General features: G+C 34.9%; 8 protein-coding genes and 1 pseudogene. All 9 read left to right on the forward strand.

All coding sequences use genetic code 11. The features are described from left to right. Positions 1–76: 76 nt before the first annotated feature. On the forward strand, positions 77–1,084 hold the full coding sequence (locus SSV_RS05000; protein WP_072073931.1) for a hypothetical protein: 1,008 nt from the start codon (positions 77–79) through the stop codon (positions 1,082–1,084). A gap of 253 nt (positions 1,085–1,337) precedes the next feature. Next, positions 1,338–3,137, forward strand: a complete 1,800-nt coding sequence (locus tag SSV_RS05005; RefSeq protein ID WP_072073932.1) for a type I restriction-modification system subunit M — start codon at positions 1,338–1,340, stop codon at positions 3,135–3,137. Further along, positions 3,130–3,819, forward strand: coding sequence for a hypothetical protein (locus SSV_RS05010; RefSeq protein WP_072073933.1), 690 nt, complete (start codon positions 3,130–3,132; stop codon positions 3,817–3,819). Before SSV_RS05005 ends, SSV_RS05010 begins: the two co-directional genes overlap by 8 nt. Continuing rightward, positions 3,812–5,119: a restriction endonuclease subunit S gene (locus SSV_RS05015; protein WP_080983536.1), complete on the forward strand. Its 1,308-nt coding sequence runs from the start codon at positions 3,812–3,814 to the stop codon at positions 5,117–5,119. The genes SSV_RS05010 and SSV_RS05015 overlap by 8 nt, the downstream gene beginning before the upstream one ends. Next, positions 5,109–6,251 carry a HEPN domain-containing protein gene (locus SSV_RS05020; RefSeq protein WP_072073934.1) on the forward strand — a complete coding sequence of 381 codons (1,143 nt, stop codon included), beginning with the start codon at positions 5,109–5,111 and terminating at the stop codon, positions 6,249–6,251. Before SSV_RS05015 ends, SSV_RS05020 begins: the two co-directional genes overlap by 11 nt. Position 6,252: 1 nt before the next feature. Further along, the gene (locus SSV_RS05025) at positions 6,253–9,294 is read left to right on the forward strand and encodes a type I restriction endonuclease subunit R (protein ID WP_072073935.1); all 3,042 of its coding nucleotides are present in this window, start codon (positions 6,253–6,255) and stop codon (positions 9,292–9,294) included. 47 nt (positions 9,295–9,341) lie between these two features. Further along, a complete protein-coding gene (locus SSV_RS05030; protein ID WP_072073936.1) occupies positions 9,342–9,656 on the forward strand; it encodes a helix-turn-helix domain-containing protein in 315 nt (104 codons plus the stop codon). 285 nt (positions 9,657–9,941) lie between these two features. After that, positions 9,942–11,048 (forward strand): annotated as a pseudogene (locus SSV_RS05035) (tyrosine-type recombinase/integrase); the annotation flags it as partial. A 354-nt stretch (positions 11,049–11,402) separates the two neighbouring features. After that, a complete protein-coding gene (locus tag SSV_RS05040) occupies positions 11,403–17,087 on the forward strand; it encodes a ZmpA/ZmpB/ZmpC family metallo-endopeptidase (protein WP_072073937.1) in 5,685 nt (1,894 codons plus the stop codon). Positions 17,088–17,168: the final 81 nt, after the last annotated feature.

The following is a 17,168-nucleotide window of genomic DNA, read 5'->3' on the forward strand; positions in this document are numbered from 1 at the left end:
CTAGGAATTTTCTTGGTGGGGTTTTTTAATAATTAAAGTGGTATAATAAATACATAGAAAGATAAAGGTGTAAATTATGGTTGAAAGAGCTGAGAGTACTTTAATCGAAGGATACATATTAGTAAAAACAAATGTTAGATTATTTCAAAATAAGTATCCTAATCACTTGCATAATCAATTTAAGTGTTGTGATCCGAATTGTGGTGTCCCACTAAGTTGTGCTGTATGGAACGAAAAAAATTCCAGAATGGAACCATATTTTTATATTAGTAATCATAATTTTCCACACGTTGCGGGTTGTAAAGAAGTAAATCAATCTGAAAAGCAGAGCAGAGTTGATAGTGATTTGACTTATGCTTACAAGTGTATACAAGACAAGAAACTTATTACTTTAGGAAATACAGTTCAAAGTCATAGTAAAAAAACAACATCTAACACTGAGAATGTGTTTGAAAAGATGTCTAAAGCTACGTTTGTAAAGTCTGCTAACAATCATTCGATTTTAGCAAAAAAAAAGCAAAATAGAATTTCGTTACTAGATTCTATGATTTCAATTTTTAACGATAAAAATTTTAACAATAATTCTGAAATTAAACTAGATTTTAATTTTCAATTATATAAAAACCTTTCACTTAAATCTTTCAAGACTAAAAAAGAGTTCCAAGCATATGTAAAAAAACAAAATAAGAGAGAGCTAAATGTTAAAAAAATAAAGAATACTCATTGTAGAAGCACCCTGAATTCTCTCTTTTATATGATTTCGAAAGATTTACCGTTTAATGAATTTCATATTTTTTATGGTAAAGCAAAATTATGGGAATCGATTAAATATCCAGGTTTAGTATTTGTTTTTTTTGACTCTCTTGATTCAAATATGCTGAACAATGATAAAAAGTTAAACTTTAAATTTAATAAGGATCATTTAAATGATTACAATAAGAAAATTGTAAATGAAGCGCTAAAAAATAAATCAGAAGTCGAGATATACTATCAAGGGGCTTTTTCTGAGGCTGAATCGAATATTTATATGATTCCTTTAACTTTACAAAATTACAATTCTATTTGTTTTAAATTACCTTTCTAAATCAAGTTCTACTTTATTTAGAAAGTATTAAAAGATGAATTATTGTTAAAGAGATAAATCAGTTATTTATAAAATAATTTAAATGCATAAAAATATATCTAAATAAATTATGAAATTCTAATTTCTAAACTATTCAAGAACCATAGAGTCACTATTATTAGTGGCTTTTTTTTAATTTTTAATGTTACATAAAATATGATATAATAAAAGCGATTGCAGGTCTTTTATAATTTATTTAAGTGGGAGTAGAATAATGTCGAACATTAAAACGGAAAATGAACATCAAAAGCAAACTACAGTTAATATTCAAAAAAAAGCTGCTCTCATTTGGGGTACAGCTGAAATTCTACGTGGTCTATACAAGCCACATGAGTATGGTAAGGTAATATTACCTATGACAGTCATTAAAAGACTTCATGATACATTGCTTCCTACACGAAAAGCTGTTCTGGAAACTTTGGAGAAGGTAAAAACTATCAAAGTTGAACAGATTAAAAATCGAAAATTAACAGATACCTCAGGCTATAGTTTCTATAATACTAGCAACTTTACTTTTGATACACTCCTGTCTGATGCTGAGAATATTGAAGAAAACTTTAGGTCATTTATTAATGGTTTCTCAGAAAACGTGCAAGATATTTTAGAGAACTTTGAATTCGATAAAGAAATCACTAAGATGCAGAATAATGATGCGCTTTATTCAGTGATTCAAGAATTTAATAGTCAAAAAGCCTATCTTGGTGCAGATACAGTGACTTCAACAGATATGGGGTACATTTTTGAGGAACTTGTTCGTCGTTTTTCAGAAAGTTATGGAGAGGATGCAGGAGCACACTTTACTAGTCGAGATATTATTTATCTGATGACAGACATTCTCTTAATTGATGAAAAACCATCAGATAAAGCTATAGTAAGAACTATTTACGATCAGACAATGGGAACGTCTCAAATGCTTTCAGCTATGATGGAGCGAATTAAAGCTTTAGATGCTAATGCAGATGTAACAACGTTTGGTCAAGAGTTAAATCCAGAAACTTATGCTATTGCAAAAGCTGACACGATGATTCGTGGAGGAAATCCGGATAATATGGCTTTAGGATCAACTCTCTCAAAAGATGCTTTTTCAGGTTATACTTTTGATTATTTGATATCTAATCCTCCATTTGGTATTGACTGGAAGAAAGATCAGAGTGCTGTCAAGGCAGAGGCAGATTTAGGTGAACAAGGCCGTTTTGGGGTCGGTTTACCTAAGATTTCAGATGGTCAACTTCTTTTCCAACTAAATGGTATTGCTAAATTAAAAGATACAGGGCGTATGGCGATTATCCATAATGGCTCAGCATTATTTTCTGGAAAAGCAGGAGGTGGAGAATCAGAAATTCGTAGACATGTTATTATGAATGACTGGCTGGAAGCTATTATACAACTACCGACAGATTTGTTTTATAATACTGGAATTTCTACTTATATTTGGATTATCACTAAAAATAAAACTAAAGAACGCCAGGGTAAAGTGCAGTTATTAGATGCAAGTAAAGCTTTTGTTAAGCGTCGTAAAAATATTGGTGAAAAGAAGGTGGATATTGATAAGAAACGCAGAGAACTAATTGTAGAGACTTATGGAGAATTTGCTAATAAAGTTTATAGTGAAAATGATTCGATTGTAGAGTCTAAAATATTTAATAATGATTTTTTTGGTTATCAAAAAGTTGTTGTTGAAACACCTCTATATGATGAAAATGGCAATATTATCAGAAAGAAAAATGGGAAACCAGAACCTGATACTAGCAAGCGTGATACTGAGGATATTCCTCTGACAGAAGATATTGATACTTACATCAATCGAGAAGTACTACCTTTTAATCCAGATGTTTGGGTTGATAAAAGTAAAACAAAGATTGGTTTTGAGGTTTCATTTACACGATTATTTTATAAATATCAAGCACCAGAAAGTTCAAAAGATATTGCTCAACGCCTTAAAACTCTAGAAGAGAGAATCATTAAGAATTTTGAAACTCTTATTGATCAAAAAGGGGAAGAAAGAGATGATTGAACTTGATGAGTTTATTTACTTTGATGATAATGAACTGATTGAAAGATTCAAAGAATTAATCAGTCCTGATAATGAAAAATATTACCACAATAAGACTTTGAATAAAGAGTTTCAGCTTATTCGTCGGTATTTAGATAATCAGGGGTATAAAATAAAACAATTTCCTAACGCATTAAAAACCCCAAGTACTCTTTATGATTTTGCTTATAATAAAATAAGATCTCATATTCAAATCGAACGTGGGTGTTTAGGAACAGTCTCGTGGGATGAGAGACGCATATTAATTTTCGGGTTAGATATTCTTAAAGACGGCATAATCCTTCAGCCAGTACCAGATGATTTACAGACTATTATCAAGAAAATATCTCTTAGAGATGCGACATGGGAACAACAAACTGATGATGAAAAATTAAGAACAATTGCCGAAGTGATTGAGAATCTTATGAAATTATCTAATGGTAAGTTTCTCTTGGTAGACGAATCTGACTTTTATGGTTTGTTTACAGAAGAACAATTGAAGAATTTTCGAAAACAATTACAAGTTTTTAGACATAGCCACAAGCAAGCGCTAGAAGAAAGAGAATCCGAATTTGATGAATCTAGAAAAAATTTTCTAATTCATTTAGGAATTGTAATTTTAATTCGGTTAAATGAGATTACAAAGGGAGCTGTTCATGGATAAGATGAAACAAAGTAGAGTTGAATGGATAGGAGTAATACCTGAAGAGTGGGAATTACGAAGATGGAAAAATATACTTAAAGAACGTAAAGAAAAGAATGATCCTATTGTGACGGATTTTATCCTATCGTTATCGATAGAACAAGGAGTTTTCCCATACTCAGAAAAAAAAGGTGGGGGAAATAAAGCGAAAGATGACTTATCCGCATATAAAGTAGCGCGACCTAATGATATCGTAATAAACAGTATGAATATTTTAGCTGGCGCTGTTGGTCTTTCAAGTTGGTTTGGGGCTGTGAGTCCAGTATATTATACATTCTATTCAGATAATGATTATGCAAATATAGATTACTATTACTATTTATTTCAAACTAAAGAGTTTCAAAAAAGTTTAATGGGTTTAGGTAATGGTATTCTTATTAAAGAGTCAAGTAATGGGAAATTAAACACTATTAGAATGAGAATACCATCTGAAAAGTTAAACTGCCTACTACTTCCAATTCCATCGATTTCCGAACAACAACGAATTGCAAAATTTCTTAATGAAAAGACAGCTCTAATTGATGGTATTATTACAGATACGAAACAAACGATTGAAGAGTTAAAATCATATAAACAGTCTATAATTACGGAAATTGTAACTAAAGGACTTAATTCAAGTGAGACACTAGTGCCGTCTGGAGTGGAATGGATAGGGGACTCTCCCAAAGAATGGAATAAATTTACAATTGGTCAATTATTCGAACAAGTTAGACAAAAGAATACGGGAATGATTGAAACAAATCTACTGAGTTTATCTTATGGACGGATTAAAAAGCGAGATATTAACTCTGGTGAAGGATTGCTTCCGGAAAGTTTCGAAGGGTACAATATTATAGAGAAGGATGATATTGTATTGAGGATGACAGATTTACAGAATGATAAAAAAAGTCTAAGACAAGGAATTTCTGAAGAACGAGGTATTATAACTTCGGCTTATATAACTATCAGATCAACCAAAAAAGTATGTTCTCGTTTCGTTTATTATCAACTTTTTGGGTTTGATGTGAATAAGGGATATTATGGTATGGGTTCAGGAGTTCGACAAAGTGTAAATTGGAATGATGTTAAGAAGCTTCCATTGATGTTACCAAGTTTTGAATTACAAAATCAAATTGCTGATTTTCTCGACAGAAAAACTGCACAAATTGATACTTTAATAACTGAAAAAGAGAATGTGATTTCTGAATACGAAAACTATAAAAAATCAATGATTTATGAATATGTGACAGGGAAAAAACGAGTGGAAGGCTATGAAAGTTGATTTTGAACTATTGTTAAAACCAAAAATCCAAGATGGAGACTTACGCCAGCTGTTTTGGGAATCCTTTGAAAGGATTCACGACATAAATCGGTTGGAGAAAACCAATACGCTTACTTACAATTTCCCAGAGGATAATCCGCTACAATTTAAAACAATCATCAGAAAATCAGATAGTATCCTCCATTGTCGACTAAAGGCGACAGTTGATGTCCACTGGAGGAAGGCGTATTTCTATGATAAGTTTAGGGCAAGGATAAGTGGAGTCTTGAGTCAACATTTTGAAGTAACTCACTACTCTGCCGACTTATCAGCTTACTATGCGAAAAAATGCTACTCGACTCTTCTTGACTATGAAACAAACTTAAGAAAGATTTTTTACTTCATTTACCATTTTTATGATGTGACGGATGCGACCGCTGGACGCAAAAAACAAACATTAAATGCCTATGTTGAAGATTTGGATTTGAGTCAACTAGAAAAACTCTTGTTTGCGAAAGCTTGGCTAGCAGTTGGTGACTCCTATGAATTTTGCGATATTATCAAAGATAGTAATCTATATGAAAAACTTCAAAACCTAACCGAAAAGATAGAATTTCGAAGTCTGTGGGAAGTGAATATAAAGCCCTTACTACCTAAGCATAATATTGATGAAGAAGTCATAACGAAGATTAGAAATGTCCGAAATAAGGTCGCTCACCATAAAGAAATGAGCTTTAATGATTGGAAGTTCTGTAAAAATGAAGTTCGGACCTATGCTAATATATTTCACAAAATTCAAGATGAGCTACTTGAAAGGAAATTTTACCAAAATACAAAGGTTTCAACTGTTGCACTACAAGGACTTCTTGAAATGTCGAAACAATTTCAAAAAGCGGTTGAAGCCTACACAAAGACAATACCGGCCCACAATGCAATTCTATTAGGAGAAACAATAGCAAAGGCAATGAAGAGTATAACTATTCCTAGAATAGATATTTCCAAAACCATTGCACCTGCTATGGCCGAGATTGCTAATTCTCATGCTGAACGTATATCAAAAATAATGCAAAAAACAACTATCCCTCAGATAGGCGTGTTAGGAAATGATGAGCAAGAAAGTTCATCGGAAAATGATGAAGAAGATAAGGAATAATATGGAAGATAATGAAAAACGCTTTGAACAAGATATCGAAACTTGGTTAAGTTCACCAGAGGGTGGTTGGATAAAAAATAAGTTTCAAGATTCTAACTATGATGCGACAAAAGGTCTCGATTTAGATGCTCTTTTATCCTATGTTCAGGAAACACAGAATAAAATGTGGGAACGTTACAAAAAGGTAGTTGGAGTAAATCCTGAAAGTTCTTTTTTCAAGAGATTTGAACAAGAAGTTAATAACCATGGGATTTTACATGTACTACGTAATGGTATACAGGATAGAGGCTGTAAATTTAAAGTAATACAATTTAAACCATCTTCTAGTTTAAATGATGAACTTTGTCTTGCCTATCAAGCAAATAAAACTACGATTACACGTCAGTTTGCTTATAGCCCTCATAACAAAAATACGATTGATATCGTTTTGTCTATAAATGGTATACCTCTAGTAGCTCTTGAACTGAAAAACCAGTTTAAGAATCAGTCTGTAGAACATGCAAAAAAACAGTTTATGTTTGATAGAGATCCGAAAGAACTGGTTTTCCAATTCAATCGTCGTTTTCTTGTATACTTTGCAGTTGATACTCACGAGGTGTGGATGACTACGAAACTAGCTGGAGACAAGACTTATTTTCTACCTTTCAATCAAGGCTCGAATGGTGCTGGAAATGTTGGTGGTGCTGGGAATCCTGAACGTGATGATGATTATATAACAGCCTATCTTTGGCAGAATGTTTTGCAAAAAGATGCCCTCTTAGATATCATACAGAGATTTATGAATCTAGAAGTTAAGATTGAAAAGAATTCATCGGGAAAACAGGTTGAGAAGAAAACGTTGATTTTCCCGAGATATCACCAGTTAGATGTTGTTAAAAAGTTAGTAGAAGACACTCAACAGAACGGTTCTGGGAATCATTATCTGATTCAGCACTCAGCGGGTTCTGGAAAATCTAATTCAATTGCCTGGTTAGCTTATCACTTGCAGAGAATTCACAATGATCAGAATCAACCCTTGTTTAACTCAGTTATAATTGTTACAGATAGAACAGTATTAGATAGGCAGTTGCAAGATACTATTACTTCATTCGATGCTACAACAGGTCTAGTTGAGACTATTGGAGAAAACAAATCTTCTAAAGACTTGTTGAAAGCGATAAATGATGGTCGCCAAATCATAATAACCACCCTGCAAAAATTCCCAGTTATTTATCAAGAAGTCGATTCAACACAAGGTAAACGTTTTGCTGTCATTGTGGATGAAGCACATTCTTCACAGACAGGAACAGCAGCTCAAAAATTGAGGAGAGCTTTATCGGACACAGAGGATGCTTTAAAAGAGTGGGAAGAGTTTGATGAGGAAGAAGCTTCAAAAGCCCGTGACGAAGAAGATGAGTTAAATACTATTTTGCTTGGACAGGGACGACATGAAAATATATCATTTTATGCTTTTACAGCAACTCCTAAAGTGAAAACAATGGAAATGTTTGGAACTCAGCAAGCTGACGGTAGTTTTGTTCCTTTTCATGTGTATTCAATGAGACAAGCTATTGAGGAAGGCTTTATTTTAGATGTCTTAAAAAATTACATGACATACCATACGGCATACAAGATAGCTAAGTTGGTTGAGGATGATCCAAAACTTCCACCTTCAACTGCCAAGCGAATTATCACTCGTTATGCTGACCTCCACCCATATAATATTGCTCAGAAAACTGAGATTATGATTGAGACGTTTAGAGAAAAGACACGTCATAGTATAGGTGGTAGAGGGAAAGCAATGGTTGTAACGAGTTCTCGTTTGGCTGCAGTTCGCTACTTAAATGAATTTAAACGATATATTGATGAAAAGGGATATCGTGATATAGGGGTTCTGGTAGCTTTTTCAGGTGACGTTATCGATGGAGGTGATAACTATAATGAAGTTGGATTAAACATTCTTAAAGATGGTTCTCATGTAAAGGAAAATCAATTAAAAGAAGTTTTTCATGGAACAGACTTCAATATTTTAATTGTGGCTGAAAAATATCAAACAGGATTTGATGAACCATTGTTACATACAATGTTTGTAGATAAGAAACTTCGTGGTGTCAAAGCTGTTCAGACATTATCTCGCCTTAATCGAACTACAACTAATAAATCAGATACATTTATTTTGGATTTTAAAAATACAGCAGAAGAAATTCAAAAAGCATTTCAGCCATTTTATGAAGTTTCCAGTCTTGATAAGGCTATTGATCCCAATATGCTTTATGATGCTAAAGAAAAAATTCGAAAATACAAAATTTATACTGATGAAGACGTTCTTAAAGTTTCTGGTCTTTATAGTAAAGCTAGCATAGAACAAGATGCAAAATTGCTTGGACGACTTTCGGCTGCCTTTAGACCGATAATTGAAAGATATAAAGAACTGGATGATACAGTTCAGTATGAATTTAGAACTCTCCTTAGAGGTTTTAAAGAAAAATATAATTATATTTCCCAACTTATAAGACTTTTTGACAAAGATTTATTGGAAGAGAGTATTTTTGTTACTTATTTGATAAATCTTTTACCAATTCCAGGCGTAGATTATGTAGACATTGAAGATAAGATTCGTATGGAATATTACAAGTTGACACAGGATGGTTTTGGTTCTATAGATTTATCATCTAGTGAACAGTCTCAGTATAAACAACAAGAAAAAATTAATCCAACTGTAAAGGTTCCTGAGGAGAAGGATAGCTTAACTGCAATAATTGAAAAAATTAATAGTCAGTTCCCAGATACATTTACTGAAGATGACCGTGTTATACTTGAGATGCTTGTTAATCACGTGGTTAATAATCCAACAGAAAAACAACGTTCTTTAGCAAGAAGTAATGATTTTCCTATGTTTAAAAACTCCCTATTTCCAAAAGAATTTGAAGATCAGGTTGTTGAACTCTCTAATTCGGCTAATGAAGTTTTTGTTAAATTATTTCAAGATGAAAATTTATTTAAGTTGCTTCAGTCAATTGTTGCAGGCGAGGCATACAAATATTGGAGAAGTGAAGGAAATTAAGTATATATTAAAGCCCAGAATAATTAGATTTTGAAAGGTAAAATGAATTGTTTATAAATATTGAAGATTATCTCACGAAAAAAATAGCAATTCGGTTAAAACATGAAAGAACTAAACTAGGTTTCAGTCAGCTAAGAATCTCTGATATTCCTAGCCAAATAAGTAATGTAGAAAACCAAGTAAATGATGTAACGAGCACAGTTCTCAAAAAGTATGCTACTGAATTATTACTTTCAGAAGAATATTTGTTTTGGGGTGATGATTCTGAAATAGAAGAGTTAGTTGAGTGGATTTTCTTTCAATATTTTAGTTTAGTAGTAATTCATCCTTTGGAAACAGATTTTATTTTATTATTAATTTAATAAAAAAGAAGCACACAAGTGCTTCCTACAAATTATATTTTAAAGAATAATTTTGCTCGAGTATTTTCATTAATACATCTAGCAATTTAATAACATCTTGAAATCTTTGGTAATCCTCAATCTCAAGTTTTTCTAATTTTATTAAATCGGTGTAAAAACTTTTATAAATATTATTGAATACTTCTTCAGTATTAACCTCATGTTGATAATTCTAATCAACTTAATTGTTAAAATACTAATTGAATATGAATATATTTTAAAACCATTTAGTGATATAAGGATAATAATGAATTGACAGATAAAAGACAAAGAAAAAAATCATACAAGGATCAATGTGGACATTCTTTTAGAACGGAAAAACAAGCATATGAAGAGTTGTGTAGAATAAGAGCTGAATTTATCAATAAACAGAATAGCTTTTCTGGTTATATGACGTTTAAAGAATACATGGAAACTGTTTATTTGCCTTATTATAAACAAACTGTTCAAAAAGTTACTTATAAAACAACTTCTTGTCAACATAAAATGTTTGTAAATGTTTTTGGAAAGAAGATTCTTAGTGATATAACTGTTAGAGATTGTGAAAAGTTTAGAATTTATTTAGTCGATACTTATAGCCTAAATTATGCTAAAGGAGTATGGATTCGTTTTAAACAGTGTTTAGGTTATGCTGAACGATTAGGTTATATAGAAACCTTTCCATGTAAAGCTTTAAATAATTCAAAAGGTAAACGTCCAGAAACAAAATTTTGGACTCTAGCAGAATTTCAGAAAGTAGTCCAATCCTTTAATTTAAATGATTACGAGGATATTCATAGGTTCACTGTTGTTTGGGTATATTTTATGACTGGAGTAAGGGTATCTGAAGGATTAAGCCTTAAGTGGTCAGATATAGATTTTAATTCCAAATTATTACATGTTCAATCCACACTTGAGTATGAAGGGAATGGAATTTATACTCGTAAAGACCAAACAAAGACTGCAGCAGGAATTAGGTATATTGAACTTGATGATGAAACTATATCTGTGCTTAAAAGATGGAGGGAAATCCAGATTCAAAGTTCAGAAGACGATTTTGTTTTAGCACGGTTTGGTAGTCCTTTAAACAAATCTACTTTAAGTAGAATTTTGAAAAGGCATGCTATAAAATCAGGTGTTCCTGTCATAACTGGAAAAGGACTCAGACATTCACACGACAGTTTTATGATTAACGTATTAAAAAAAGATGTATTATATGTTTCTCAGAGATCTGGAAGAGTTGATAAAGCAACTACGTTGAATACTTATTCTCATTTATATGATGGTCAGAACGCAACTGGTGGAGCGGAGATAACTCAAGCATTAAGAAAGTTTGGAGTAACATCAAATCCTGCCAAAACCCTGCTAAAATAATTAGAACTATCTACAAACCGTATAATGGGGTTGTTTGTAGTATGATGCAACTTATTACTCTTAAATAATAGAGTTTCCAATCATAGAAATCAACCAAGTCGAAAGACTTGGTTTTTTGTATTCAAAAATCATTTTTATGTTAAAACGCTAACAAAAAATAGGATTGTATGATATAATTTAGACAGATTATTGCGATTTAGGAGATATTATGAATAAGATAAAAGTTATATGAAATTGTTGATTAGGGAATTTTTGTTAGGGGGATTCAGATGAATGAATGCAATGGCTTACTGTTGCTCATTCTATGGTTTAAAGGATTTGTTATTCTTTTTAGAATAATTTGAAAGGGATTTTATGAAAAAGTTTTTTGGGGAGAAGCAAACTCGGTTTGCTTTTAGGAAATTAGCTGTCGGGCTTGTTTCGGCTGCTATTTCTAGTTTGTTTTTTGTGTCTATCTTTGGGGTTGACTCTGTTCAAGCGCAGGAAAAGGTGAATGTACACTATAAATACGTGACAGATACTGAAATAACTCCGCAAGAAAAGGAGTTGATTGTAAGTGGATTTCCTAAAATGTCAGAAAGCAACGAGGAGACTTACTATCTTGTCTACAGGTTAAACTCAAATTCTGGAGCAAAAACGTTACCGAATACAGGCGATGATAACAATTTCAATACTATGATGACGGCTAGTCTGTTAACGACGATAGGATTTGTTGTTTTTGTTGTGTCAAAAAGAAAGGTTCAAAACAAGTTCCTATTGACTGTTTTGGTGGGTGCTGGTGTCGGAGGAGGTTTGATACTATCCGTTGATGCGCTGGAAAATGGGATCTTGCTACAGTATAATGCGGAATATCAAGTGTCGGCTGGGGAAAGTCTGCCGTCACCAAGTGAAATCTCAGGTTATACCTATGTTGGCTATATAAAAGATGAATCGATTAAAAAATTATTAGGTAATAAGATTCTTGATAATCAGCAGAATGCTAATCTAGATAAAGAAACTTTAAACCAAAATAAGAAGCTTGATTATTCTCTTTCTTTAGATAAGAATGGGCTGAAAAATCAAACGGTTGGCGTCAATACAATTGAGCCTCAAGATGAAGTCTTGTCTGGCCGAGTAGTTAAACCAGAACTATTATACAAAGAAACGTCTATTGAAACTGAGATAGCCTTTGGAGAACAAATACAAGAGAATCCTGATTTAGCCGAGGGGACTGTAAGAGTAAAAAAAGAAGGCAAACCAGGCCGTAAAATCGAAGTCGTTCGGATTTTCACAGTAGATAATGCGGAAGTTTCTAGGGAAGTTCTTTCGACAAAAATAGAGGAAGCAACTCCTCAAATAGTGGAAAAAGGGACTAAAAAACTTGACGCGCCTAGCGACAAACCAGTAGCTTCTAACTTGGTTCAACCTGAGCAAGTCGCACCATTACCAGAATACACAGGCGTCCAATCCGGTGCAATCGTTGATCCTGAGCAGGCGGCTTCCTTACCTGAGTATAGAGGTACATTATCTGGAGCCATCGTTGAGCCTGAACAAATTGAACCGGAGATTGGAGGTGTCCAATCTGGGGCAATAGTAGAACCTGCGCAAGTTACTCCATTACCTGAATACACTGGTGTTCAAGCAGGAGCAATTGTTGAACCTGAACAGGTGTCTTCATTACCAGAATATACAGGAACTCAATCTGGTGCAGTAGTAGCCCCCGAACAAGTTACTCCATTGCCTGAATACACTGGTGTTCAAGCAGGTTCAGTAGTGTCACCTGAACAAGCTACACCCTTACCAGAGTATACGGGGACTCAAGCAGGTGCAGTAGTAGAACCTGAACAAGTCACCCCGTCGCCTGAATACACAGGAACGCAATCCGGTGCAGTAGTAGCACCCGAGCAAGTTACGCCATTGTCGGAGTATACAGAAGTGCAAGCAGGAGCAATCGTAGAACCTGAACAAGTGTCTTCATTACCTGAATATACAGGAACCCAAGCCGGAGCGGTAGTGGAACCTGAGCAGGTCGCTCCATTACCTGAGTATACAGATGTCCAAGCCGGAGCGATTGTTGAACCTGAACAGGTAGAACCTCCGCAAGAGTATACTGGAAACATCGAACCAGCGGCGTCAGAAGCGCAAAATCCTGCTGAAAAAGCTCAAGAGCCGAAAGAGCAGAAGCAAGAACCAGAAAAGAATATCGAGCTAAGAAATGTATCTGATGTAGAGCTGTATAGTCTAACTGATGGAAAATACAAGCAGCATGTTTCTCTGGATGCCATTCCAAGCAATCAAGAGAATTATTTCGTGAAAGTGAAATCATCTAAGTTTAAAGATGTCTTCTTGCCGATTTCTTCAATAGTCGATAGCACGAAAGATGGCCAGCCGGTTTATAAAATTACAGCAAGTGCGGAAAAATTAAAACAGGACGTTGACAATAAGTACGAGGACAATTTTACTTTCTATCTAGCTAAAAAGGCAGAGAGAGAAGTCACAAACTTCACTTCCTTTAGTAACTTGGTTCAAGCTATAAATAATGATCTCAATGGAACCTATTATTTAGGTGCTAGTCTGAATGCCAATGAGGTCGAACTAGAAAATGGCGCTAGCAGTTATATAAATGGTAGATTTACTGGTAAGCTATTTGGCAGCAAAGATGGAAAAAATTATGCTATTTATAATTTGAAGAAGCCTTTATTTGATACATTGAGTGCTGCTACCGTAGAAAATCTAGCTCTTAAAGATGTAAATATCTCAGGGAAAACTGATATTGGAGCCCTTGCAAATGAAGCCAATAATGCAACAAGGATTAACAATGTCCACGTAGACGGTGTTCTGGCTGGTGAACGTGGCATTGGTGGCTTGGTCTGGAAGGCAGATAATTCTAAGATTACCAATAGCAGTTTCAAGGGAAGAATTGTCAACTCCTATGAAACGAGGTCACCATACAATATCGGAGGATTAGTAGGTCAACTGACTGGCATCAATGCAGTAGTCGATAAGTCAAAAGCTACAATTACCATCTCGTCAAATGCGGATAGCACAAACCAAACTGTCGGCGGCCTTGCAGGTCTTGTCGAGAAAGATGCGCTTATCAGCAATAGTTACGCTGAGGGCCAAATTAATAATGTCAAGCGCTTTGGCAGCGTTGCTGGTGTGGCTGGCTACTTATGGGATAGAGATTCTAGCGAAGAGAGACACGCTGGAAGATTGCATAATGTTCTTAGCGATGTCAATGTTATGAACGGAAATGCGATTAGTGGCTATCACTATCGAGGAATGAGGATAACTGACTCATATAGCAACAAGGACAACAGAGTCTACAAAGTGACTCTTGAAAAGGATGAGGTCGTAACCAAGGAATCTCTTGAAGAGAGAGGGACGCTGGTTGATGCTTCTCAAATCGCAAGTAAGAAATCTGAAATCAACTCTCTTGCTGTACCGAAAGTCGAAAGCTTACTGACTAGCAGAAATATAGAAAGTGATTTCTCTAAGGTTAAAGACTATCAAGCCAGTCGAGCATTAGCATATAAGAATATTGAAAAATTACTGCCTTTTTATAATAAGGCAACCATTGTCAAATACGGTAATCTGGTAAAAGAAGATAGCGCTTTGCATGAAAAAGTAGTCCTATCTGCAGTCATGATGAAGGATAATGAAGTGATTACAGATATTGCTTCACATAAGGAGGCGGCTAATAAGCTCTTGCTGCACTATCAGGATCATTCATCTGAAATACTAGATCTCACCTACCAATCTGACTTTAGTAAGTTAGCAGAATATCGCGTGGGCGATACAGGACTCATCTATACGCCAAATCAATTCTTGCATAGTCATAGTTCGATCATCAATGAAGTTTTACCTGATTTGAAAGCGGTCGATTATCAGTCAGAGGCTATCAGAAACACCCTAGGTATTTCTTCAGACGTTTCATTAACGGAATTATACTTAGAAGAGCAGTTTGCCAAAACGAAGGAAAATCTAGCAAATACACTGGAAAAACTGTTGTCGGCTGATGCAGTTATTGCCAGCGAAAATCATACGATTAATGGTTACGTCGTTGATAAAATCAAACGCAATAAGGAAGCCTTGCTTTTAGGCTTGACCTATTTAGAGCGCTGGTACAACTTTAACTATGGTGACGTGAATGTCAAAGACATAGTCATGTACCACATGGATTTCTTTGGTAAGGGTAATGTATCATCGCTAGACACAATCATTGAATTAGGGAAATCTGGCTTTAACAATCTTCTAGCCAAGAACAACGTAGATGCCTATAGCATTAGCCTTGCAAATAATAATGCAACAAAAGATTTGTTTAGCACGCTTGCCAATTACCGAGAAGTATTTTTACCAAACAAAACGAATAATCAATGGTTCAAAGAGCAAAGCAAGGCTTATATCGTTGAAGAAAAATCAGCTATTGATGAGGTGAGGGTCAAACAAGAGCAGGCTGGCAGCAAGTATTCTATCGGGGTATATGATCGAATTACCAGCGACACTTGGAAATACCGAAATATGGTTCTACCTTTGCTGACAATGCCTGAAAGATCAGTCTTTGTCATATCGACTATATCCAGTCTTGGATTTGGCGCCTATGACAGATATAGAAATAATGAGCACAGAGCGGGAGCAGAACTCAATAAGTTTGTTGAGGATAATGCTCAGGAAACCGCAAAACGCCAACGCGACCATTATGATTATTGGTACAGAATATTAGACGAGCAGGGACGTGAAAAGCTCTATCGAAATATCTTGCTCTATGATGCCTATAAGTTTGGTGATGACACTACTGTTGGCAAGGCTACAGCAGAGGAGCAATTTGACAGTTCTAATCCAGCTATGAAGTATTTCTTTGGGCCGGTTGGAAACAAGGTCGTACACAATAAGCATGGAGCTTACGCTACAGGTGACGGTGTTTACTACATGGGTTATCGTATGCTTGACAAGGACGGAGCCATTACCTATACCCATGAAATGACGCATGATTCTGATAACGAGATCTATTTAGGCGGATATGGAAGGAGAAGCGGTCTTGGTCCTGAATTCTTCGCCAAGGGCTTGTTGCAAGCACCGGACCATCCAGATGATGCGACAATCACAGTCAACTCAATTCTCAAATATGACAAAAATGATGCGACTGAAAAATCTCGTTTGCAAGTCCTGGATCCAACTGAACGATTCAGAGATGCGGATGATTTGAAAAACTATGTTCACAACATGTTTGATGTCATTTATATGTTGGAGTACCTAGAAGGGATGTCAATCGTGAACCGTCTGTCCGATGTGCAGAAAGTGAACGTGCTGAGAAAAGTTGAGAATAAATATGCCCGAGATGCTGATGGAAATGATGTTTACGCAACGAATGTGATAAAAAATATTACAATGGCGGATGCGCAAAAATTAAACTCATTCGACAGCCTCATTGAAAATGATATTCTTTCAGCGCGTGAGTACAAAAATGGTGATGTAGAAAGAAATGGCTACCATACGATTAAACTCTTCTCTCCGATTTATTCGGCTTTAAGCAGTGAAAAAGGAACGCCTGGTGATCTTATGGGACGACGTATGGCTTATGAGCTTCTGGCAGCCAAAGGATTCAAAGATGGCATGGTCCCTTATATCTCTAATCAGTATGAAGATGATGCCAAGCAAAATGGAAAAACAATCAGTATCTATGGTAAGACCAGAGGTCTGGTAACAGATGAATTGGTTTTACGTAAGGTCTTCAATGGTCAATTTAATAATTGGACCGAGTTTAAGAAGGCTATGTATGAAGAACGTAAAAACAAGTTCGACAGCTTGAATAAGGTCACATTTGATGATACGAGACAACCATGGACAAGTTATGCTACCAAGACTATAAGTACCGTGGGAGAGTTGCAGGCATTGATGGATGAAGCCGTACTCAAAGATGCAAATGATAATTGGTATTCTTGGAGTGGCTATAAACCAGAACATGACAGTGCTGTCCATAAGCTTAAAAAAGCAGTCTTCAAAGCTTACCTTGATCAGACTAAAGATTTCAGAACATCAATCTTTGAAAACCAGAAGTGATGGATTTGAGCCGGCCAACCAGTCAGCAAAATGGCAAGTCTGACAAGTTTGTGCTGGGTAAGAACTTAAATTACTCTTAGA

Origin of the sequence: Streptococcus sanguinis (genome assembly GCF_001078705.1) — a bacterium.
GTDB lineage: Bacteria > Bacillota > Bacilli > Lactobacillales > Streptococcaceae > Streptococcus > Streptococcus sanguinis_D.

Coding starts and splice junctions, on each gene's coding strand:
- SSV_RS05015 (WP_080983536.1), top strand. CDS start 3,812: ATGGATAAGATGAAACAAAGTAGAGTTGAATGGATAGGAGTAATACCT.
- SSV_RS05020 (WP_072073934.1), top strand. CDS start 5,109: ATGAAAGTTGATTTTGAACTATTGTTAAAACCAAAAATCCAAGATGGA.
- SSV_RS05010 (WP_072073933.1), top strand. CDS start 3,130: ATGATTGAACTTGATGAGTTTATTTACTTTGATGATAATGAACTGATT.
- SSV_RS05040 (WP_072073937.1), top strand. CDS start 11,403: ATGAAAAAGTTTTTTGGGGAGAAGCAAACTCGGTTTGCTTTTAGGAAA.
- SSV_RS05005 (WP_072073932.1), top strand. CDS start 1,338: ATGTCGAACATTAAAACGGAAAATGAACATCAAAAGCAAACTACAGTT.
- SSV_RS05000 (WP_072073931.1), top strand. CDS start 77: ATGGTTGAAAGAGCTGAGAGTACTTTAATCGAAGGATACATATTAGTA.
- SSV_RS05025 (WP_072073935.1), top strand. CDS start 6,253: ATGGAAGATAATGAAAAACGCTTTGAACAAGATATCGAAACTTGGTTA.